21 protein-coding genes are annotated in these 19,840 nt (G+C 63.4%); 11 read left to right on the top strand and 10 right to left on the bottom strand.

The genetic code is table 11. The annotated features are described in order from the left end of the window. Positions 1 to 28 precede the first annotated feature (28 nt). Positions 29 to 697 carry an ATP-dependent DNA ligase gene (locus AC1DXN_RS12035; RefSeq protein WP_477273934.1) on the top strand — a complete coding sequence of 223 codons (669 nt, stop codon included), beginning with the start codon at positions 29 to 31 and terminating at the stop codon, positions 695 to 697. A gap of 62 nt (positions 698 to 759) precedes the next feature. On the opposite strand, the gene AC1DXN_RS12030 is transcribed toward AC1DXN_RS12035, so the two are convergent. From AC1DXN_RS12030 to AC1DXN_RS12015, 4 genes are all read right to left on the bottom strand, one after another. After that, on the bottom strand, positions 760 to 2,580 hold the full coding sequence (locus AC1DXN_RS12030) for a sensor domain-containing diguanylate cyclase (protein WP_477421551.1): 1,821 nt from the start codon (positions 2,578 to 2,580) through the stop codon (positions 760 to 762). Continuing rightward, entirely contained in the window at positions 2,577 to 2,978 is a 402-nt protein-coding gene (locus AC1DXN_RS12025; RefSeq protein WP_477273930.1) for a hypothetical protein, read from the bottom strand. Before AC1DXN_RS12025 ends, AC1DXN_RS12030 begins: the two co-directional genes overlap by 4 nt. Positions 2,979 to 3,137: 159 nt before the next feature. Continuing rightward, positions 3,138 to 3,773: an ankyrin repeat domain-containing protein gene (locus AC1DXN_RS12020; RefSeq protein WP_477273928.1), complete on the bottom strand. Its 636-nt coding sequence runs from the start codon at positions 3,771 to 3,773 to the stop codon at positions 3,138 to 3,140. Positions 3,774 to 3,904: 131 nt separating this feature from the next. Beyond that, positions 3,905 to 5,107: an MFS transporter gene (locus tag AC1DXN_RS12015; RefSeq protein WP_477273926.1), complete on the bottom strand. Its 1,203-nt coding sequence runs from the start codon at positions 5,105 to 5,107 to the stop codon at positions 3,905 to 3,907. 239 nt (positions 5,108 to 5,346) lie between these two features. On the opposite strand from AC1DXN_RS12015, the gene AC1DXN_RS12010 reads away from it, so the two are divergent. Together AC1DXN_RS12010 and AC1DXN_RS12005 are read left to right on the top strand one after the other, a co-directional pair. Further along, positions 5,347 to 5,766, top strand: coding sequence for a VOC family protein (locus AC1DXN_RS12010; RefSeq protein ID WP_477273924.1), 420 nt, complete (start codon positions 5,347 to 5,349; stop codon positions 5,764 to 5,766). Positions 5,767 to 5,876: 110 nt separating this feature from the next. Continuing rightward, positions 5,877 to 6,689, top strand: coding sequence for a class I SAM-dependent methyltransferase (locus AC1DXN_RS12005; protein ID WP_477242310.1), 813 nt, complete (start codon positions 5,877 to 5,879; stop codon positions 6,687 to 6,689). Here AC1DXN_RS12005 and AC1DXN_RS12000 read toward each other — a convergent pair. Next, positions 6,686 to 7,273 (bottom strand): dihydrofolate reductase family protein, encoded by a 588-nt coding sequence (locus AC1DXN_RS12000; RefSeq protein WP_477273922.1) that lies wholly within the window; start codon positions 7,271 to 7,273, stop codon positions 6,686 to 6,688. The genes AC1DXN_RS12005 and AC1DXN_RS12000 overlap by 4 nt on opposite strands. A gap of 135 nt (positions 7,274 to 7,408) precedes the next feature. Here AC1DXN_RS12000 and AC1DXN_RS11995 point away from each other — a divergent pair, with 135 nt between their 5' ends. The 3 genes from AC1DXN_RS11995 (at position 7,409) to AC1DXN_RS11985 (ending at position 9,839) form a co-directional block, all read left to right on the top strand. After that, positions 7,409 to 7,825, top strand: coding sequence for a winged helix-turn-helix transcriptional regulator (locus AC1DXN_RS11995; protein WP_477273921.1), 417 nt, complete (start codon positions 7,409 to 7,411; stop codon positions 7,823 to 7,825). Positions 7,826 to 8,055: 230 nt separating this feature from the next. Continuing rightward, on the top strand, positions 8,056 to 9,162 hold the full coding sequence (locus tag AC1DXN_RS11990) for a flavin-containing monooxygenase (protein ID WP_477273920.1): 1,107 nt from the start codon (positions 8,056 to 8,058) through the stop codon (positions 9,160 to 9,162). Between the two features lie 125 nt (positions 9,163 to 9,287). Next, positions 9,288 to 9,839 carry a cytochrome b gene (locus AC1DXN_RS11985; protein ID WP_477273918.1) on the top strand — a complete coding sequence of 184 codons (552 nt, stop codon included), beginning with the start codon at positions 9,288 to 9,290 and terminating at the stop codon, positions 9,837 to 9,839. 33 nt (positions 9,840 to 9,872) lie between these two features. Here AC1DXN_RS11985 and gcvA read toward each other — a convergent pair whose 3' ends face one another. After that, positions 9,873 to 10,784, bottom strand: a complete 912-nt coding sequence (gcvA, locus tag AC1DXN_RS11980; protein ID WP_477273916.1) for a transcriptional regulator GcvA — start codon at positions 10,782 to 10,784, stop codon at positions 9,873 to 9,875. A 119-nt stretch (positions 10,785 to 10,903) separates the two neighbouring features. On the opposite strand from gcvA, the gene AC1DXN_RS11975 reads away from it, so the two are divergent. After that, positions 10,904 to 11,608 carry an SDR family oxidoreductase gene (locus AC1DXN_RS11975; RefSeq protein ID WP_477242323.1) on the top strand — a complete coding sequence of 235 codons (705 nt, stop codon included), beginning with the start codon at positions 10,904 to 10,906 and terminating at the stop codon, positions 11,606 to 11,608. A gap of 100 nt (positions 11,609 to 11,708) precedes the next feature. Here AC1DXN_RS11975 and AC1DXN_RS11970 read toward each other — a convergent pair whose 3' ends face one another. Genes AC1DXN_RS11970 through AC1DXN_RS11960 form a run of 3 tightly spaced genes read right to left on the bottom strand, consistent with a single transcriptional unit; the run spans position 11,709 to position 14,618 of the window. Continuing rightward, positions 11,709 to 12,299: a DUF922 domain-containing Zn-dependent protease gene (locus tag AC1DXN_RS11970; RefSeq protein ID WP_477273914.1), complete on the bottom strand. Its 591-nt coding sequence runs from the start codon at positions 12,297 to 12,299 to the stop codon at positions 11,709 to 11,711. Between the two features lie 52 nt (positions 12,300 to 12,351). After that, positions 12,352 to 13,635, bottom strand: coding sequence for a D-tagatose-bisphosphate aldolase, class II, non-catalytic subunit (locus AC1DXN_RS11965; RefSeq protein WP_477273912.1), 1,284 nt, complete (start codon positions 13,633 to 13,635; stop codon positions 12,352 to 12,354). Continuing rightward, complete coding sequence (locus tag AC1DXN_RS11960; RefSeq protein WP_477273910.1) at positions 13,632 to 14,618, bottom strand: tagatose kinase; 987 nt, start codon at positions 14,616 to 14,618, stop codon at positions 13,632 to 13,634. The genes AC1DXN_RS11965 and AC1DXN_RS11960 overlap by 4 nt, the downstream gene beginning before the upstream one ends. A 311-nt stretch (positions 14,619 to 14,929) precedes the next feature. Here AC1DXN_RS11960 and AC1DXN_RS11955 point away from each other — a divergent pair, with 311 nt between their 5' ends. The 4 genes from AC1DXN_RS11955 (at position 14,930) to AC1DXN_RS11940 (ending at position 19,414) form a co-directional block, all read left to right on the top strand. Further along, a complete protein-coding gene (locus AC1DXN_RS11955) occupies positions 14,930 to 16,243 on the top strand; it encodes an ABC transporter substrate-binding protein (protein ID WP_477274026.1) in 1,314 nt (437 codons plus the stop codon). Positions 16,244 to 16,445: 202 nt separating this feature from the next. After that, entirely contained in the window at positions 16,446 to 17,216 is a 771-nt protein-coding gene (locus AC1DXN_RS11950; protein WP_477273909.1) for an L-iditol 2-dehydrogenase, read from the top strand. A 38-nt stretch (positions 17,217 to 17,254) separates the two neighbouring features. After that, on the top strand, positions 17,255 to 18,262 hold the full coding sequence (locus AC1DXN_RS11945; RefSeq protein ID WP_477273907.1) for a zinc-dependent alcohol dehydrogenase family protein: 1,008 nt from the start codon (positions 17,255 to 17,257) through the stop codon (positions 18,260 to 18,262). 144 nt (positions 18,263 to 18,406) lie between these two features. Beyond that, a complete protein-coding gene (locus AC1DXN_RS11940) occupies positions 18,407 to 19,414 on the top strand; it encodes a LacI family DNA-binding transcriptional regulator (RefSeq protein ID WP_477274023.1) in 1,008 nt (335 codons plus the stop codon). Positions 19,415 to 19,425: 11 nt separating this feature from the next. On the opposite strand, the gene AC1DXN_RS11935 is transcribed toward AC1DXN_RS11940, so the two are convergent. Continuing rightward, positions 19,426 to 19,731: a hypothetical protein gene (locus AC1DXN_RS11935; protein ID WP_477273905.1), complete on the bottom strand. Its 306-nt coding sequence runs from the start codon at positions 19,729 to 19,731 to the stop codon at positions 19,426 to 19,428. Positions 19,732 to 19,840: the final 109 nt, after the last annotated feature.

Here is a 19,840-nt window from a genome sequence, read left to right as displayed (position 1 = left end):
CCTCCCGCTACGCGGTCAAAGGTGTCCATTGAGTAAGCGTAGCAAGGTCAGCGGCGGCCGGCTGGAGTTCATTCCGCCGCAGATCCCGACACCGGTCGAGCAACCGCCCGAAGATGAGGGATGGGTTCACGAGGTCAAGTTCGACGGCTACCGGACGCAGCTCATCATCGATCAAGGCGGCGTGCGCCTTTTCAGCAAGAATGGCCATGACTGGACGACAAAATACTGGCCGATCGCGCTGGCAGTCGAGCTGCCATGCAGGGCTGCCATTCTCGACGGCGAGGTCATTGTACCGGGCGAGCAGGGCGCTCCCGATTGCCCTGCGCTGGAATCCGCGATCTGGAATGAGCCGAGCCGGCTGGTGTTCGTGGCGTTCGACATCCTCCATCTCGATGGTCGCAATCTTGCCCCCTTGCCCCTGCTGCAGCGCAAGCAGGCGCTGTGGCAACTGGTTGAGCCTGGCGCCGGCAAGATCCGGTACAGCGAGCATTTCGACGGCGATGCGCTGGCGATCCTCCGCGCCATCGACAAGATGGGGCTTGAGGGCATCATCTCGAAGCGCGCCGACAGCCGCTACCGGAGCGGATCGTCGACCACATGGCTGAAGGCCAGATGTTTCGAGGAACGCGATTTCCGAATTGCCGGGCGTCATTCGCGAGCCTGGCACGGCTCCAGTGGCCCTGATGGCCACGCGTGACGGCGAGAGACGGTATCTCGCCAGCGCTGGCTGATTGCAGTTCGGACAGCCAGGGCAGCAAGTTAGCCCTTGATGTCCACACTCGCTTTCGCGGCGGCCGATACCAGCTGGATCGGGGGCCGCTCGCCAGGCGTGCCGCTTTTGGCGACGACGACGCGGTCGCGTCCTTCGCCCTTGGCTTCGTAGAGCGCATGATCGGCGGCATTGGTGATTTCAGCCCAGCCCGCGCCATGCTCGGGGTAGGCGGCGACCCCGAACGAGACCGTCACGGTGCCCAGCGTGCGGCCGCGATGCGTCRGGTGGAGCTGCCTGATAGCCTGGCGCAGCGCTTCGGCCCGCTCGGCGCCTTCCTCGAGCGAGCATCCCGGCATGGCGATGGCGAATTCCTCGCCGCCGTAGCGTGACACGACATCGCTGTCGCGCGCGTGTTCGATCAATGTCGCGGCGACCTGCTTCAGGACGAGGTCGCCGGCTTCGTGCCCGAACGTGTCGTTGAACTGCTTGAAATGATCGACGTCGAGCATGAGGATCGTCAGCGGCTGGGCCGAGCGCTCCATCCGGCGCAGTTCGCGGCTGCTTGTTTCCTCGAGATAGCGCCGGTTGAACAGGCCAGTGTTCGGATCGCGGATCGATTGCTGCCGCAAAGTCTCGCGCAGGCGCAGATTGGCCAGCGCCAATGCCAGCGTGTCGACGACGCCGCGCAGGATCTGCTGCCTTTCAGCCAGCCATTGCGGCTTCTCGACTGCGTTCGGCTCGCACAGATGCAGGATGCCCAGCGTCTCGCCTTGCGCCGCCAGCGGCATGCAGACATAGCCTTTCTTGCCGTTCTCCGTGATATGGGCGCAGCGCGGAGTCAGCATGCCCGGGCCGGCGACATGCTCCTGGCCGCGCCGCAGCGCCCAGCAGTCTTCGGGCGCAAATTGGGTGGCGCTCGAGCGGATGTCGCCCCAATGTGCCATCTCCTCGACCAGATTGCGCGAGGCGCTGGTCAAATGCACCGTTCCGCTCAAGCCGCCGAGGAACTCGGTCATGGCCGTGCCGACCACAGAAAAAGCTTCGGGGAAGGTCACGCAGGCCTGCAGCAGCTCGCCAAGCTTGACCAGGCGGGTCGTGGTTTCCGACTTCTCGTGCAGCTCGCGGTTGAGCACCGCCATCTGATCGGCACGCTCGTTGACGACCCCTTCGGCGCGGCGCAACTCGCTGATGTCGTTGAGGGTGAGGACCAGTCCGCCGTCGGAGCGGCTGAGCGGACTGCAGCTGGCGATGACCGGCACATGCGAGCCATCGGATCTGGTCAGGCGCACCTCGCCCTGGTGCTGGCGGCCGGTGGCCAAGGCCATTTCAATGGGGGAAGCGCCGGCGGCGAACGCGCCACCTCTCGGGTCGCGCACCGTCAGCACCGAATCCCATTGCTGCCCGACGATCTTGTCGGCGCGCCGCCCGATCATCGTTGCGGCCGCCGGATTGGCGCTGGCGATGCGGCCGTCGACGTCCAGCACCGCGATGCCTTCGGCCGCCGTCTCGACGATATCCTCGACATGCGCCCGCGCCGATGCAAGCTGGTCCGCCATGGTGTTGAACCCGTCGGCCAGCTGCCCGAATTCATCCTTGCGGGCATGACTGATGCGCGTCATGGCATTGCCCTTCGCCAGCGCTGCCATGCCGCCCATCATATCCTTGAGACCGGAGCCGAAACGGCTGAGCAGCATCCATGCAAACCCCACCGCGACCAGCACGGCCGCCGCGGCGCTGAGGCCAACCAGCCAGAGCAGGCTGTTGGTGCGCTCTTCAGCGGCATGAAGGACAGGATCATATTCCAACAGCACGGCGCCGATGATCGTATCCTCGGGATATTCGATCGGCACGGCGAGTATGGCGTTCACTTCCCCCGTGTCGACAAACTTGCGCGGGATGCCGTCCTCCAGCGTCTGGCCGATTTCGTTACCGGAATCGTGTTCGAATTTTTCGCCGATTGCTCTTCGTCGGCGGCATGGGCAACGACGGTCTTGTTGCGGTCGAGAACCAGGAAATCTCGACGCATGCGGCGATGCTGGTGCTCCATGAATTGTTTGAGCGCCTCTGGCCGCTCGAACAGCGAAGGGGTCCCGTCGGACGGCTTGAAGACGATGGTGTCGGCCAGTTCCCGCGCGACGTTGGTCGCCTCGGTCAAACCCAGCGACCTGGTCGCGGCCATCTGCGTAAAGATCGCAAGGCCGCCAACCAGCCCGATCAGCGCCGCGGCGCTCGTCATGCTAAGGATGATCAAGCTTTTGATGCGCACGTTACCGACTCGCTGAGAACGAGGGCATCTTACACGCCAGATCGAGCTTGCAGTTCATCTCCCGTGTTTATTACCAAATGCTTATTAACCTGCTAACGGCGACCAAGCTGGAAGCTTATCTCGCTGCGGTTCATGAAGGCAATTGCCGCTGCCTCGCGGTCACTTGCCGTCGAAGAAATTGCTGATGGCGGCTTCCAGCTTCTCGATGAATTGAGGGTTGTGGCAGCTTCCCGCCCAGATCATGGCGTTCAGTCGCATATCCCGATTGAGGAAGTTCACCTTCCGAGTCTCCAGCAGATATTCCGCGATGGCGAAATGCCGACCCTTGATGGCCTCGATCAGCGCATTGTTGCGCCCTGACTTGTCCATCAGATTGACGTCGGCGCCATGTTCCACCAGCAGCTTCACGATGCCCAGATGCCCGTTCTTGGCGGCTTCGATCAGCGCCGTGCGGCCGTAATAGTCGGCGGTCGCATTGATGTCGATTGCGCGATGTTTGACGAGGGCCGAGATGGAAGCGTAGTGGCCCTTGGCTGCGGCCAGGCTCAACGGCGTGCTCTTCCATTTGTTTCGGGAGTTCACGTTGATTTCGGGGTGTTCGATCAACGCTTCGACTGTCGCCGTGTGGGCGTTGAGGGCCGAAAGATGCAGCGCCGACCAACCGCCTTCGTCCGCCTGGTTGATATCGGCGCCGGCGGCCAGCTCCGATTGCACGGCTTCCGCATCGCCCTTCTCGGCGGCGACCAGCAGGCTCGACCACCCTCTGTCGTCTTCGGCTTCCATGCTTTTGGTCAATGCGGTGGCTCCCGGATGTGCCAGGCCAGAATACCACACATCGCGCCGTTTCGATGGCGTCCGGCAACGGGAACGACGACAAATCCTGATGCAATGGCCGCTCCCGCGAGCGGCCATTGCTTTGGCGCGGGCTACGCCGCCTGCAACTGCCGGCTAGGCTGCGGCGGGAACGCGATGGCGATTGCCATCGCACCCAGTCCGACGATGGCCGAGCCGATGAACAGCCAGGAATAGTTGGCGTAGGCGTCGAACACCATGCCGCCGGCCAGCGGGCCGAAGGCCATGCCGAGGCTGGACAGCATGGTTGCCGCGCCGAACACCGTGCCGATGATGCGTGGCCCGAAATATTCGCGCGCCAGCACCGCATAGAGCGGCATGACGCCGCCATAGGTGGCGCCGAAGATGACCGCCAGCATGTAGAACTGGTCGAGCTGGCTGACGGCAAGATAGGCCGCGATCACCGCGGCCTGGATCGCCAGCCCGGTGATCAGCACCGGCTTGACGCCGAGCCTGTCGCCAAGCACGCCGAACAACAGCCTGCCGCCCAGGCCGGCCAGGCCCTCGACGCTGTAGATCGTGACCGCCGCCATCGGTGCAACGCCGCACAGCATGGCATAACTCACCATATGGAATATCGGGCCGGAATGCGCCGCACAGCAGGCGAAGAAGGTGAGGCCGAGCACGATGAATTGCGGCGAGCGCAACGCCTGGCCGACCGACATGCCGGCACCTTCGGCGGCAGGGCCTGAGGTGGTATCATGGGCGACAAGCTTGGGCGGCTGCCGCACCAGAAGCACCGCCGGCAAGAGCAGCACCCAGGCCATGACGCCGATGTCGAACATGGCGGTGCGCCAGTCATAGGCTGATATCAGCCAGCGCGCGAAGGGCGAGATGGTCATCGGCGCCACACCCATGCCGGCCGAGACCAGCGACACCGCAAGGCTGCGGTTGGTGTCGAACCAGGCGGTGGTTAACGCGATCATCGGCGCGAAGAAGGCGCTGGCCGCGAGGCCGACGAGCACGCCATAGGTTAGCTGGAAGCTGAGCAGCGAGCCGGCCTGGCTCGCCAGCACCAGCGCCAGCCCGAGCAGCGTAGCGCCCACCAGCACGACCGGGCGGGCGCCGAGGCGGTCGTAGATGGCGCCCCAGGCGAAGCCGCCGACGCCCATCACCAAAAAATTCAGCGTCATCGCGCTCGATATGCCGGCGCGCGACCAGTGGGTGTCGAGCGATATCGGCTCAAGAAAAATCGCCAGCGAAAACATCGCCCCGATGGCGACACAGCTCATCAGGGCGCCGGCCGCCACGATGACCCAACGATAGGAAAAGTTCATGCTTTTCTCCCAACATCATGTCTACGCGGCGCGACCTGTTTCGAGCTCCGTCACGCCGCTTGCGTCCGAAGGACGTTGGCGGGATTTCGAATCCGACAATCCGGTTGCATTTATTATCCAGTTTTTGGTGGCGCTCCGAACTATCTCCCCCCAAGGGGGGAGATAAAGCCTGCGCTTCCCGCATTGACCACATCATCGCTGGTTCTAGATTGATCCACTCATCACAGGAGAGATCGCTCATGGAGCTTCATCGCGGCCGTCTTGTCGACCACATCCAACTGGTGGTCAAAGATCTCCCGGCCAGCCGGCGTTTTTACGAAGCCGTTTTTGAGGTGCTCGGCATTCCGATCGGCGGCGAGGCTGAGGACTATTTCTGGGCCGACGAGCTATTCATCTCCAGCGTTGATAGCCGGGCGGCGAGGGGACAACTGACCGGGCGCCATCACCTGGCCTTCCAGGCCAGCGATCAGGCCATGGTCGACGCTTTCTACCGGGCCGGCCTCGACGCCGGCGGCATCGACAATGGCGGACCGGGCGAGCGGCCCTACCACCCTGGCTACTACGCTGCCTTCCTGCTCGATCCCGACGGCAACAACATCGAGGCCGTGTTTCACGGGGCTGCGACGCGCAGTACTGCTTCGGTGAAGATCACGTTCTAAGGCGCGGCTCATCCGCTTTCGCGGAGTTGACGCCTCTCTGTCGGAAGCGGCCCAAAGCAACAATTCTATGCTAGTCTCGCCAGCCATCGATCGGACGGCAGGGGGTAGCAATGTCGCAAACGGACAAGGTATTTGCCGGCTCGATTCCGGAAAACTACGACCGCTACATGGTGCCGTTGATTTTCGAACCGTTCGCCGCGGATCTTGCACGACGGGCAGCGTCCCTGTCGCCCGGTGCCGTTTTGGAAATCGCCGCGGGCACCGGGGTTGTCACCCGCGTGCTGGCGCCAAAATTGTCCCCAGGCGCAAACTTTGTCGTAACCGACCTCAACCAGCCGATGCTCGACTACGCCGCTTCGCGACAAGCGCCCGACAGTCGCATCACATGGCGCCAGGCTGATGCGATGGCGCTGCCGTTTGAAAATGCAGTCTTCGATCTCGTTTGTTGTCAGTTCGGCGCGATGTTCTTTCCCAACCGCACATCGGCCTACCGCGAGGCCAAGCGGGTCCTGAAGCCCGGAGGCCGTTTTCTATTCAACGTATGGGATCGCATCGAGGAGAATGTCTTTGCCGATGATGTGACGAATGCTCTGGCAAAGATGTTTCCGAACGATCCGCCGCGCTTCCTGGCACGCACGCCGCACGGCTACAATGATACGGCACTGATCCGCAGCGACCTGGAAGACGCAGGTTTCTCCCATGTGGTGATCGAAACGAGAGCCGAACAAAGCCGTGCCTCCTCGCCGCGCATTCCGGCCGTTGCCTATTGCCAGGGAACGCCGCTTCGCAACGAAATCGAGGCCAGGGACGCGGGGAAACTGGAAGCGGCTACCGACTGTGCAGAATCTGCGATTGCAGCCAGACATGGCAGTGGCGCGGTTGCCGCCAAGATTCAGGCACACGTCATCGTGGCTGTGGCCTAAGCCATTGGGGCGTAGCGGTTGACCACCATGCCGCAGGCATAGGCTTTCGATCCCAGCAGCCGCAGCTGTCTGAACCCGCTCCGGTCGAAAATCCTCTCGCCGTCGCCAAGTGCTGCCGGGTTGATGAACAGCTGCAATTCATCGACCAGCCCGGCCGCAATCAGCGCCGAGGCAAAGCCTGCGCCGCCGAACACCGCCATGTCGCTACCGTTGGTCGCCTTCAGCGCGTTGACCTCGCGCGGCAGGTCACCGCTGGCAATCGTGGTGCGCTCCCACCGCGATGTCTTGAGCTTGTCGCTCAGCACCACTTTGTCAGCATCGACGATGCGCTGCGCAAAGGCATAAAAACCGTCGCGTGGAAAATTCTTCGCCGCATTGCCCCAATGGGTTAGGTAGCCTTCCTCGGCCATCTTGCGGCTGAGCAGGATGGTGTCGATGCCGGCGAACACGGTGTTGAAATCCCGCTTCAACGCGTCGTCCCACGGGCAATTGCCGCCCCATTCCCAGAGCTGCCAGTGTTCACCGCCAGCGGCGCCGACAAAGCCATCGACCGACATCTGCATCTGCAGGATAAGCTTTCTCATGTCCTCACTCCCTGGCTGTCGGCGGTTTCAAGGAGCCATGCGCTCGCTCCCGCCACTAATGGCTTACTTCTGGAAGTGTTGACGCATCGCCAAAATGATGTCAATAGTAAAGTGATTTAAAAATGGAACCATAGAATGTCGACCAGGGAAAAATCCGGCTGCCCGATCAACCTGTCGCTCGAACTGCTCGGCGATCGCTGGACGCTGCTGATCGTTCGCGACCTGATTTTTGCAGGGAAGAAGCACTTCCGGGAGTTCCTGCTGTCCGACGAGGGCATCTCGTCGCGCACGCTGGCCGAGCGGCTGCAGACCCTGCAGGAAGAGGGCATCATCACCAGGAGCGGCGATCCCAGCCACAAGCTCAAGGCGATCTATCGCCTGACCGAGGCCGGCATCGACCTGTTGCCGGTGCTGGCGACGCTCGGCGCCTGGGGCAGCAGATATCGCAATGCTGATGGTGAACTCGCGAGGGTCGCCGATGAGCTGGCGGCAGGCGGGGAAGCGGCGTTGGAGCAGCTGAAGCAGCAGCTGCGCGCCGAGCATATTGGATGACAGCCAATCTCCCCCCTCGTGGGGGAGATGTCCGGCAGGGCAGAGGGGGGCGCGAAGGATCGCCAGCCTTGCGTCCAATCTGCTTCGAGCGAGAATTGGGCCGAGCGCGCAATGGTATTCGCGCAATGGTATTTGATTGACAGTTGGCGGGACAGCGCCCCCCTCTGTCCTGCCGGACATCTCCCCCACAAGGGGGGAGATCGGCAGCTTCGCGGGTAAGGGAGGTTTGTTTGGATACAAACGTTGCCATTATCGGCGCCGGGCCAGCCGGCCTTGCGGTCGGCGCCTGCCTGAAGCGGGCAGGGATCGATTTCGTCATTCTTGAGAAAGCGAACGAGATCGGGCCGGCCTGGCGGCGGCACTATCGGCGGCTGCATTTGCACACGGTCAAGAAATTCTCGTCGCTGCCGTTCCAGCCATTTCCCCGCGACTATCCGCGCTATGTGCCGCGCGAATTGGTGGTCCGCTATCTCGACGACTATGCGCAAAAGTTTGACCTGCGCCCGCGCTTTGGTGAGACGGTGAAATCCATTCGCCGCGACGGCGGCCATTTTCTGATCGAGACCGGTTCGGACAGTTTCCGGTCGCGCCATATCGTCATCGCCAGCGGCAACAATGCCGAGCCGATCGTTCCCAAGCTCGCCGCCATCGAGACCTTCAAGGGCGAGGTGCTGCACAGCGCCGACTATACGCAAGCCGCACCTTTTGCCGGCCGCTCGGTGCTGATCGTCGGCATGGGCAACACCGGCGCCGAGATCGCGCTCGACCTTGCTGAGAACGGGGTGCGGCCGGTCATCTCGGTGCGCAAAGGCGTCCACATCGTGCCGCGCCAGCTGTTCGGCGTGCCGATCCAGATGGTCGGCATCGCCAGCCGGCCGATGCCGCAGGCGCTGAACGACTGGCTGTTCCCGATCATTCTCGATCTCGCGCTGGGCAAGCTCGAAAAATACGGCATCGTCAGGCCGAAGCAGGGCATCCTGCAGCAGATCGACCAGGTCGGGCGCATCCCGGTCATCGATGTCGGTACGGTGGAAGCGATCACCAAGGGCGCCATCAGGATCGCGCCCGATATATTGCGTTTCAGCGAGCGTGGCGCCCAATTCACCGATGGCCGGCAGGAAGCGTTCGACGCCGTCATCCTCGCGACCGGCTACCGGCCGGGCTACGAAAAGTTCTTGGCCGCTGAGTTGCAGCCGGAGCGCAGCGGTGTCAACGCGCGGTCGTCCGAACTCGGCCTCTACCTCGTCGGCTTCCACAATCCGGTCACCGGCCTGCTGCGCGAAATCGGCCGCGAGGCGATTGCGGTGGCGGCCGACATTGCGCGGCGGGGTGGGTGAAGACTGCACCTTGGCCCTTGGTCGGACAACTGGCGATGTCGAAGGGGCTTGAGGAACAATTCACATGAGGGCACGTTTAGGCCAGTTGCGGAGAACGGTCTCCGGCAATGGTGCGGAGCCCCTAAATGTCACTTTTCGGTACAACAATTCGCTACGGCAGCCTCGCCCAGGCCTTTCATTGGCTGACCGCTTTGCTCGTGCTCGCCGCCTTCCTGGTTTCGGAAGGCGGTCCCCCGACGCGCGTCTATTCGGAGGCCAATGCCGCTACCTTGCAGTTGCATGAATCGCTTGGCTTCGCGGTCTTCGTGCTGCTGGTCATTCGGCTGCTGTGGCGCGTGTTCGACCGAGTTCCGGAAGCGCCACCCATGCCTGGGTGGATGGATCTGGCATCGAAAGTGACACACTGGGCGCTCTATGCGCTGTTGTTCGCGGTGCCCCTGACGGCGATGCTTGGCGCCTGGTTCGGCGGCCATCCGGTCACCGTATATGGCTTCGGAGCACTTGGTCCGTATTTCTCGACGTGGAATCCCGGCGCCTCCCTGGCGGAAATCCACGGTACGCTTGGGGATATCATAATGTGGCTTGCCGGCCTGCATGCCGCAGCCGCGATCTACCACCATGTCTTCCTTCGCGACCGCGTGCTGAGGCAGATGCTGCCAGGCCTGCCCGAGGCCTGATCCGGTGGGAGCGGGAGCGCGTGGCCGCTCCGCTCATTCCGGTATGATCCTGGTCGCCTGGTTCCCTTCGTCCAACAGCCATTGCCGCACCGCTTGCGTTGGCTCGGGGTGCCTCTGCTTGCGTGGCACCACGACATGGAAATCCTGCGTGCCGCGCATCTCCGCACTGAGTGGCTGCACCAGCCGGCCAGCGGCGATGTCCGCGGCGACGAGAAACCGGCTGGCCAGCGCGATGCCTTGGCCGGCGATGGCCGCGTCTATGGCCAGACCCGTCTGGTTGAAGCGCATGCGCTTGGCCTCCGTCGTCATCTTCAGCCCGAGCGCTCGCTCCATGAACTCCGGCCACAGATTGTGCGCGTCGTGCAGCAGCACATGATGCTGGATGTCGGCCGCTGCGATCTCGTTGGCACCGGTCGGCAGCAGCGCCGGGCTGCAGACGGCGACGATCTGTTGCGGGAACAACAGGTCGACGACAAGGCCGGGGCCGAAGGGCGGACGGCCTTGTCGCACGGCAATGTCGACGCCGTCGCTCTGGAAACTCGACAGGCTTTCGCTGGCCAGGATGCGCAAATCGACCAGCGGGTTGTGCGCCACGAACTCCGGCAGTTTCGGGATCAGCCATTTGGTGGCAAAGCTCGGTGTGACGCTGATCGTCAGCCGCGCCGGCTCGGGGCGCAACAGCAAGGTGGCTTCCGAGATCAGGTCGAAGGCACGACGGATGTTCGGCACATAGGCGCGGCCCTCATCGGTCAGCGCCAGGCCGCGCGGCAGCCGCTCGAACAGTTTTGCGCCGAGATCGGCCTCCAGCCCGCGAATGTGCTGCGCCACCGCGCCTTGCGTGACGTTCAGCTCCTGCGCCGCGATGCGAAAGTTGAGATGACGCGCGGCGGCTTCGAAGGCGCGCAGCGCATTCAACGGCGGCAGGCTGTGGAAGGCTTCGGGCATCCAGGAGTTTTTCTACTGCTTGATTTCAGGCTTTCTGGTTCGAACCAGCCGGGAAAACCGGTTATATCATCCTTTTGATGCGCAAGGCACGCGCCGCAAAACCCTCAAGGAGAGAAAAAATGAGTGTAGAAAAAGTGGCTGTTGTCGTTGCCGGCGGCAGCGGCATGGGTGCGGCAGCGGCAAAGCGTTTGGCCGCGGACGGCTTCAAGGTCGCCATCCTGTCCTCGTCCGGCAAGGGCGAGGCCTTGGCCAAGGAACTTGGCGGTCTCGGCGTCACCGGCTCCAACCAGTCGAATGACGATCTGCAGCGTCTTGTCGACCTGACGCTCGAACGCTTTGGCCGCATCGACGTGCTGGTCAACAGCGGCGGCCACGGGCCGCGCGCGCCGATCCTCGAGATCACGGACGAGCAGTGGCACACCGGCATGGACGTCTATCTGCTCAACGTCATCCGGCCGGTGCGCATCGTGGCACCGCAGATGGTCAAGCAGAAGGCCGGCGCCGTCATCAACATCTCGACCGCCTGGGTGGTCGAGCCGAGCCCGATGTTCCCGACCTCGGCCGTGTTCCGCGCCGGCCTTGCCGCCTACACCAAGATCTTCGCCAACACCTATGCCGCCGACAATGTGCGCATGAACAATGTGCTGCCCGGCTGGATCGACAGCCTGCCCGCCACCGAGGAGCGCCGCGACAGCGTGCCGATGCAGCGCTACGGCACCTCGGAAGAGATCGCCGCTACCATCGCCTTCCTCGCCTCCGAAGGTGCCGGCTACATCACTGGCCAGAACATCCGCGTCGATGGCGGGATCATCCGCGCGATCTGACGAGTTGCGATCTCCCCCCTTGTGGGGGAGATGTCCGGCAGGACAGAGGGGGGCGCTGTCCCGCCAGCTTTCCGCGATATGCAGCTTACCACCGCAAGCACTATCCCCCATTCACGAAAGCCAGCACCAGCTTCTGCAGATTGCCGCCAGGGCCGAATTCGACCCGATCGAAGTCGCGGCTCGCCTGGCGCTGCGCCAGCGAGATTTCGGCGAGCTGCCGGGTCAGTTCGGTCCTGATCTTGCTGCAGCCGGGGTCGCCGGCGACGGTCAGGCCGACGCTCACGGTCTCGATTTTGCGCACCATCTCGACGATGGTATCGCCATGCACCTTTTCGTGGGCGGTAAGCCCGGCGATGAACACCTCCCAGTTCTTTTGAACAGTGGCCGGCAGTGGTCCCGCCGGCTTGGGCAGCGTGTAGGTGATGATCAGCTTTGGCCGCGCCGACTTGAGTACGCAGGCACCGCCTTGCGGCCTGTAGTCCCTGGTCCAGGTCAGCTTGAAATTAGTGTGCGCTATGACTCGCCCCTTGCCAAGCAAAGGCCCCTGTTCGCCGATCGCGGCATAGAGCTCGGGGCCGGTCTGGCCTGCAATGGGATAGGTCTCGACCTTCTCGACCGCCTTCCACTCGGCATGTGCCGGCGACGCCGGCAGCGACGCCGTGAGCAGGAGGGAAAAAATGGCTGATTTCATGGGGACGTCAAAGACACTGGGCTGAAGCAAAGATCAACCCGGTGCAGCGCGCTCAGCCACCGCCGCCACTGCAAGCGGCGTCATAGTCGGCCAGCATCTGATCGACCGCCGCGAGCAGAATGGCCTCGGGGTTGCCTGCCGGTCCGAGCGCGGCCGGCAGCATCGGCAGGAACTGCCGCATCAGTGTTTCGGGAATGCTGACGCCGTTGAGCACCTCGCGCAGGCGGCCGACAGCAACGCCGGCGGCGGGGTTGCTCCAGTAATAGCGGATGCGGTCGCTGTAGCTGTAGTGCCGCTGCAGGTACAGGCTCGCGCTGTCGCCATGATAGTGGCTGTGCCAGTGGCCGGGTGCTGCCAGCATCACGCGCTCCATCGTGCGGGCAAGCGACCGGTCGCCATAGTCCGCGACCATTTCGGAGGCGATCAGGTCGAGCCCGTAAAGCGCCTCGCGCAAGGCAAAAGTCAGGCCCGGACCGACCTTGAGGATCGGAAAGCCGTTGTCGACAAGCGCGGTCAGCGCCGCGCGGCTCTGGTAATCGGTGGAATGCGCCTCGTAGACGAGCGACGGTTCCTCGTCGAGCAATCCGGTCAGCGCCTTCGACGCCTCGGGTGCGTAGGGAACAACATTCTGGCTGCCGAATTCGACGCCCGGCTGCACGACCACGGCGATGACGCGGCCGAACGCTTCGGCAAGGCCTTCCCTGGCAAAAATCTCGCGATGCACTTCGATCGTGCGCCGCGCCGCCGCCGCTTCGGTCGGCTTCAAGTCGCTGATCGTATGGTCGACGCCGCCGGGGGCAGGGACCTCGGTGCCGATGATATAGACCGGCAAGGTGCTGCCGGCCGCGCGCGCCGCCTTTTCGGCCGCCTTGGCCAGCCGCGCCGCGCGCGTGGCGATGGTCTCGTCGTCGAGCGCCGCCGGCTCGCCGGCACAGCCCATCGAGGCGTCGAGATGGATCTTGCTGAAGCCGGCCCAGACATAGGCGGTGACCATGGCTTCGGCCTTGATCATCGCTTGCGCCGCCGGCTCGGCGCGCCACGGGTTCGGTCCAAGATGGTCGCCGCCGAAGATGATGCGCGAGGGGTCGAGCCCTTCCCGGTTGGCGATCTCCAGCACGAAGGCGATGAACAGGTCCGGCGTCATCCCGGTATAGCCGCCGAACTGGTTGACCTGGTTGCAGGTCGCCTCGATCAGCAGGATGGTTTCCTTGTCCCTGACGGCGCGCCGTATCGCCGCCTGGATCACCAGCGGATGGGCCGAACAGATCGAGGCGATGCCGTAGGGCGATCCGTTTCTGCGCGCGGTGGCGAGGCCTGCAAGCGGATTGGTCCTCATGTCGCTCTCGCGGTCCCGGCGATGAAATCGTCAAGCACGTCGAAGCCCGCGGTGCCTTCCATCGGCCCCAGTCGTGTCACGTTGCGGGCGCCGGCGGCATTGGCATAGAACAGCGCCTTGCCGGGCTCCATGCCCTTGCGCCGGCAGGTCAGATAGGTGGCGCCAAAGCAGTCGCCGGCGCCGGTCGGGTCGACTTCCTCGACCAGGAAGCCGGCACAGTCGATTCTGCTGCCGTCGCTGCCGAAATAGGAAGAGCCGGCAGCGCCGCGCTTTAGCACGATCTCGCCGACGCCCCTTGATATCAGCGCCTTCACCGCCTGGCATTCGTCGTCGGCGCCGGCAGCCGCAAGCAACTCGTCGCCGGACGGCAGCAGCAGGTCGGCATCGTCGACCAGGGCGGCGAATTGCGCCCCGTCGGCGCCGTCGATCAGTTCCTTGCGCATGTTCGGATCGAAAGAGGTCGAGCCGCCGCGGGCGCGCACTGCGCCAACGGCATAGGCAACGATCTCCCTCAGCCCGGCCACGGACAAGGTCGACCCCATGACATGCAGATGGCCGGCTTTGTCCGCCAACTGGCGCGCCTCGGTGGTGAGGCGGATTTGCCCGGCGGCGGATTCGGCGATGTTGTAGACGAAGTCCCTGCCGCCATCGGGCCTGTAGCGCACGAAGGCGCTGCCTGTGGGGTAGCGGTCGCTGACGGCAACGGCGGAGACGTCGACGCCGTCGTGCCTCAGCCGGTCCAGATTGATCGTGCCGAAATCGTCGCGGCCGATGCAGCCGATGAGCCCGCCGCCGCCGCCCAGCCTTGCTACCTGGTCGATGAAGATTGCCGGCGCGCCGCTCGGGTAGGGGCCGACAAGCGTCAGCGGCTCGAGGAAGCCGAGGCCCCGATCCGTCGCCATGATCTCGACCAGGATTTCGCCGGCGGCAATCGTCAGCCCCGCTGTCTCGGCGGCGATCTCCCTTCGGCGGGACAGGCTCATGCTTGCAATTCCTTCTCTCCCCCAGCGGTAGCGAACGCCGATCGTGGCGGCGTGCGACGATAACGCCCTGCAATAGCCGAGGTAAATCGCGCTGCGAGCGAAGTCAACACAAACTACACATACGTTCACTTTATTTGCAACGCGTGCGGCTTTCCCGATGCGCCGAAAGGCGAGCCGCCATCCGACGAGCACCGGTGAGGTGCCAAATATCAGGCTTTGCGCGCCTTGACTCTGCTGTCTCCAAGCGCAATAAAATATACACGCATGTTCACTTACACATGCGCATTCGTAAAGGAGGAGACGAAATGCCAATTGGTAAGCGTATGGGAATTCTTGGCCTGTCGGTCGCAGCTTTGGCACTGGCGGCGGGTGCCGCTTTGTCCGAGGAAATCACGGTTGCGACAGTCAACAATGGCGACATGATCATCATGCAGAAGCTGTCGCCCGAATGGGAGAAGGCGACCGGCAACAAGGTCAACTGGGTGGTGCTCGAGGAGAACGTGCTGCGCGAGCGGGTCACCACCGACATCGCCACCAAGGGCGGCCAGTTCGACGTCTTGACCATCGGCGGCTATGAGACCCCGATCTGGGGCAAGAGCGGCTGGCTCACATCGCTCAACGATCTCGGCGACGACTATGACTATGACGATCTGATCGCGCCGGTTCGAAGTGGCCTCACCGTCGACGGCAAGCTCTACGCTGTGCCGTTCTATGCAGAAAGCTCGTTCACCCTCTACCGCAAGGACCTGTTCGACGCCGCCGGCCTGAAGATGCCGGAGCAGCCGACCTATGATCAGATCACGGAATTCGCCGACAAGCTCACCGACAAGTCGAAGGAGCAGTATGGTCTGTGCCTGCGCGGCAAGCCGGGCTGGGGCGAGAACATGGCCTTCCTCGGCACGCTGGTGAACACGTTCGGCGGCCGCTGGTTCGACATGGACTGGAAGCCGCAGTTGAATTCCGACGCCTGGAAGAAGGCGATCGGCTGGTATGTCGACACGATGAAGAAGGATGGACCGCCGGGCATCAGCTCCAACGGCTTCAACGAGAACCAGACTTTGTTCGCCTCTGGCCATTGCGCCATGTGGATCGATGCCACGTCCGCGGCGGGTCGCGTCTATGATCCCAAGCAAAGCCAGGTCGCCGACAAGGTTGCCTTCGCCAAGGCGCCGGTGGGGGTCACGCCAAACGGTTCGGCCTGGGGCTGGGCATGGAGTCTGGCCATCCCGACCTCGACCAAGAAGGCGGATGCAGCAAAATCCTTCGTCAAGTGGGCGACCTCGAAAGCCTATGTCCAGCGCGTCGGCGAGACCGAAGGCTGGGTCGCGGCGCCTCCGGGAACGCGCAAGTCCACCTATGCCAGCGCTGACTACCAGAAGGCGGCACCTTTCGCCGCGACGGTGCTTTCGGCGATCGAATCCGCCGATCCGACCAAGCAGACCAAGGATCCGGTTCCCTATACCGGCATCCAGTTCGTCGCCATTCCTGAGTTCCAGGGCATTGGCACCGAGGTCGGCCAGGCGATTGCCGCAGCAGTCACCGGCCAGCAGTCGGTCGACGATGTGCTGAACGGCGCCCAGGCCGCGGTAGAGAAGACGATGACGGAGGCGGGTTACATCAAATAGGCGCGTTCAAGCCAGGGACGGTGCGTGTGCCGTCCCTGGCGATCCGGGCCTGAAAAACCCTCCCGTTGCAGCAGGCCCGGAGGCAGCACGGACCCGTCCACAGCGGGTCCGTGCTTTCCTTTAAGGCGCTTGCAGGCTCCCGTGACGTCGCGCCGGTCGCCATTTGGCGCTACATCTTTCGAGAAACTTTGGAAAAATTGAAATGAGACTGAACAACAAGATTGCCCTCATCACCGGCGCTGCGCGCGGCATTGGCCTCGGCTTCGCGCAAGCCTATGCGCGCGAAGGCGCCACCGTGGTGATTGCCGATATCGAAATCGAGCGCGCGACGCGGGCGGCCGCCGCGATCGGTGCTTCGGCCAGCGCCGTCAAGCTCGACGTCACCGACCTCGCAGCGATCGACAGCATCGTCGCCGCGGTCGATCGCGATTTCGGCGGCATCGACATCCTCGTCAACAACGCGGCCATCTTCGAAATGGCGCCGATCACCGAGATCACCGAAGCCAGCTACGACAGAGTTTTCGCCATCAATCTCAAGGGGCCGCTGTTCATGATGAAAGCGGTGGCCAACGTGATGATCGCGCGCGGCCGCGGCGGCAAGATCATTAACATGGCGAGCCAGGCCGGTCGCCGCGGCGAGGCACTGGTAACACTCTATTGCGCCTCCAAGGCAGCGATCATTTCGGCGACCCAGTCGGCCGCATTGGCGCTGGTCAAGCACGGCATCAACGTCAATGCGATTGCGCCCGGCGTCGTCGATGGCGAGCATTGGGATGTCGTCGACGCCCACTTCGCCCGCTGGGAGGGCCTGAAGCCGGGTGAGAAGAAGGCGGCCGTGGCCAAGTCGGTGCCGATCGGCCGCTTCGCGAACCCTGAGGATATTGCCGGGCTTGCCGTCTTCCTGGCCTCGTCCGACAGCGACTACATCCTGGCGCAGACCTACAATGTCGACGGCGGCAACTGGATGAGCTGAGGCCAACAACCTCGCCCATGTCGTCAAGGGAGACCGAAATGAAGGCCATCCGATTTACCGCCGCGGGCGTTGCCGGCATGGCGGAGCTGGACCTGCCAAGGATCAAGCCGGGACATGCTCTGGTGCGGGTCCGTGCCGCCGGGCTTTGCCACACAGACATCGAGGTCCTGCATGGCCGATACGGGGAGGGCGCGTTTCCGCTGGTCCCCGGTCATGAATATGCCGGCATGGTGGAGTCGGTCGCCGAGGATGTGACCACAGTCAAGCCCGGCGACCGGGTCGCCGTGGATCCCAACATCCCGTGCGGGCATTGCCCGGCCTGCAGCAAGGGCCTCACCAATCTGTGCGCCAGCCTGAAAGCCTATGGCGTCACCGCGGATGGCGGCTTCGCCGAGTACAGCCTGGTTGCCGTCGACCATTTGCACGGCATAGGCGATCTTGGTTTCGCCACCGCAGCCCTTGCCGAGCCGCTCGCCTGTGTGCTGAACGGCCTCGGCGCCGCCGGCATCGAGCAGCGCATGCCCGGCACCGCGCTGGTCTTCGGCGCCGGGCCGATCGGCCTGCTGCTTGCGCTGTCGCTGAAGGCGAGAGGGGTGGCAAAGGTTGCGGTTGCCGACATCAGCGAGCCCCGGCTTGCCTTCGCAGAAGCGCTCGGCCTGGAGCCGCTGATGTCCGGATCGCAGGCGCTGTCGGCACGGGCGCGGGGCTTCGATTTCGTCGCCGACGCCACCGGCGTCGCCAAGGTGGTCGAGGGCATGATCGGCTTCACCGCCGATGGCGGCACCGCGCTGGTTTTTGGCGTCTGCGCGCCCGATGCCAGGATCTCGGTCGCCCCGTTCGAAATTTTCCGCCGCCAGATCAAACTGGCGGGGTCGCATTCGCTGAATCGCAACATTCCGCAGGCGCTCGATATTCTCAAACACGACGACGGCACGATGGCGCGGCTGGTCAGCCATCAGCTGCCGCTTTCCGAGCTGCTGCCATTTTTCGCCAAAGCCGGCGGTGACCCGGCGACGATGAAAGTACAGTTTTCCGCGGACATTTGAGCGAGGATGCGCGGACGTCATGAACCGGCAAACTGGCACTACCACGGGTGAAACCTTGCGGCTTTGCGCAAGATGGTGACTCAAGTAGACAGGGACGGGGAAGGTCGAACAGGGGGCCGGCAAATGGCAAAGACGATAAGGACGATGGAGGATTTCTCGGCCTTTGTCGGTCTGTCTCGCACGACGGTCTCCAAATATTTCAACGACCCTAGCTCGGTCAGGAAAAACACGCGCGGCACCATCGAGGCGGCGCTGAAGAAATCCGATTTTCGGCCGAGCATGTTCGCCGTCAATCTCAACCGCCGCCGCAGCAACATTCTGGGCGTCATCATTCCGAATTCGACCGATCCGTTCTACATGGCGCTGACGCGCCGCATCGAGCTGATCGCCAACGAAGCCGGTTTCCTGGCGTTTGTGCTCTCCTCGGACGGACGCGCCGAGATGGAAGACCAGGCGATCCAGACATTCAAATCGATGAACATCGCCGGCGCCATCATCGCGCCGCTCGGCGTGCAGTCCCACCACCGCATCCTGGCCGAACTCGGATCGAGCATCCCGCTGATCTATGTCGACTCGCCGCTTGACGAGACCTCGTCCTTCGTCGGCACCGACAACAGGCAGAGCTTCAGGCTTATCGTCGACTATCTCTGCCGATCCGGCGAGCCGCCTTGCTACTTCGCCATGCCGCTGGTCAACAACAACGCCTCGGCGCGGCAGGACGCCTATGTCGAGGCCATGCAGCAGTTGAAGATGACGCCTGATATCGTGCCTGTTGCCGACGCACGGTCGTGGGATTTCGAGAAATTCGGCTTTGACGAAGCGCTTCGTATCCTGAAGTCACAAGGCTTTCCGACCAAAACGGTGCTTTGCGCCAACGACCGTGTCGCCTTCGGCGTCATCGCCGCCGCCTATCAGCTGGGCCTGAAGGTCGGCCACGGCGCGGACTGCGACCTCAGGGTTGCCGGACATGACGACCACCCCTTGTCGCGCTACGCCTGCCCACCGATCACGACAGTGGCGCAGAACTACAACGAGATCGGTCGCCTGGCCATCGAGCTGCTGCTGGAGCGGCTGGATGAAGAATCCTCAGCCAAGCCAGCAAATGGTCGCATTCTGCTCAACGCGGAGCTGATGCTGCGCAGTTCGGCTTGAGGCGGGGAAGGCTAGCCGGCGGCCAGCTTGCTCCGAGCGCAATACGGGTGCGTGCCGACAGGGACGATCTCATAGCCGACGGCGATCAATTGGACCTTTAATTCCTCGAAATGCCGCTTTGAGCCGCTGACGATCGATTCAGGCGTGTAATCCCAGCCGTTGCGAGCAGCATTGGCCAGGATGTCGGCATAGGCACGCATGCTGGCAATTTTCACATCCGACTCCAGCAGCTGCCTGCATCCGCTTGCGATTGACGGCGACGGGGCGGCGGAAAAACCCAGGATCGCGCATGCCAGCACTATTGCAACAGGACGCATCGAAACCTTCCTTTCGGCTGAACGCGGCTTGCAGCTGCGTGCGATGAGCTTGCATCGCGTTCACCTGAGGTGGCATCGGGCAGGTGCGGTATTCTGCCTCCTGCATTTG

The organism is Mesorhizobium sp. P2_H9 (genome assembly GCF_056403215.1).
The sequence above is the reverse complement of the archived record's forward strand: the minus strand, read 5'-3'. Positions and strand labels throughout refer to the sequence as shown.

What these genes read in the sequence shown, in the direction of transcription:
- AC1DXN_RS12015 (WP_477273926.1), bottom strand. Translation starts at nt 5,107, where the DNA reads ATGAACTTTTCCTATCGTTGGGTCATCGTGGCGGCCGGCGCCCTGATG.
- AC1DXN_RS12010 (WP_477273924.1), top strand. Translation starts at nt 5,347, where the DNA reads ATGGAGCTTCATCGCGGCCGTCTTGTCGACCACATCCAACTGGTGGTC.
- AC1DXN_RS12005 (WP_477242310.1), top strand. Translation starts at nt 5,877, where the DNA reads ATGTCGCAAACGGACAAGGTATTTGCCGGCTCGATTCCGGAAAACTAC.
- AC1DXN_RS12000 (WP_477273922.1), bottom strand. Translation starts at nt 7,273, where the DNA reads ATGAGAAAGCTTATCCTGCAGATGCAGATGTCGGTCGATGGCTTTGTC.
- AC1DXN_RS11995 (WP_477273921.1), top strand. Translation starts at nt 7,409, where the DNA reads ATGTCGACCAGGGAAAAATCCGGCTGCCCGATCAACCTGTCGCTCGAA.
- AC1DXN_RS11985 (WP_477273918.1), top strand. Translation starts at nt 9,288, where the DNA reads ATGTCACTTTTCGGTACAACAATTCGCTACGGCAGCCTCGCCCAGGCC.
- gcvA (WP_477273916.1), bottom strand. Translation starts at nt 10,784, where the DNA reads ATGCCCGAAGCCTTCCACAGCCTGCCGCCGTTGAATGCGCTGCGCGCC.
- AC1DXN_RS11975 (WP_477242323.1), top strand. Translation starts at nt 10,904, where the DNA reads ATGAGTGTAGAAAAAGTGGCTGTTGTCGTTGCCGGCGGCAGCGGCATG.
- AC1DXN_RS11970 (WP_477273914.1), bottom strand. Translation starts at nt 12,299, where the DNA reads ATGAAATCAGCCATTTTTTCCCTCCTGCTCACGGCGTCGCTGCCGGCG.
- AC1DXN_RS11965 (WP_477273912.1), bottom strand. Translation starts at nt 13,635, where the DNA reads ATGAGGACCAATCCGCTTGCAGGCCTCGCCACCGCGCGCAGAAACGGA.
- AC1DXN_RS11960 (WP_477273910.1), bottom strand. Translation starts at nt 14,618, where the DNA reads ATGAGCCTGTCCCGCCGAAGGGAGATCGCCGCCGAGACAGCGGGGCTG.
- AC1DXN_RS11950 (WP_477273909.1), top strand. Translation starts at nt 16,446, where the DNA reads ATGAGACTGAACAACAAGATTGCCCTCATCACCGGCGCTGCGCGCGGC.
- AC1DXN_RS11945 (WP_477273907.1), top strand. Translation starts at nt 17,255, where the DNA reads ATGAAGGCCATCCGATTTACCGCCGCGGGCGTTGCCGGCATGGCGGAG.
- AC1DXN_RS11940 (WP_477274023.1), top strand. Translation starts at nt 18,407, where the DNA reads ATGGAGGATTTCTCGGCCTTTGTCGGTCTGTCTCGCACGACGGTCTCC.
- AC1DXN_RS11935 (WP_477273905.1), bottom strand. Translation starts at nt 19,731, where the DNA reads ATGCGTCCTGTTGCAATAGTGCTGGCATGCGCGATCCTGGGTTTTTCC.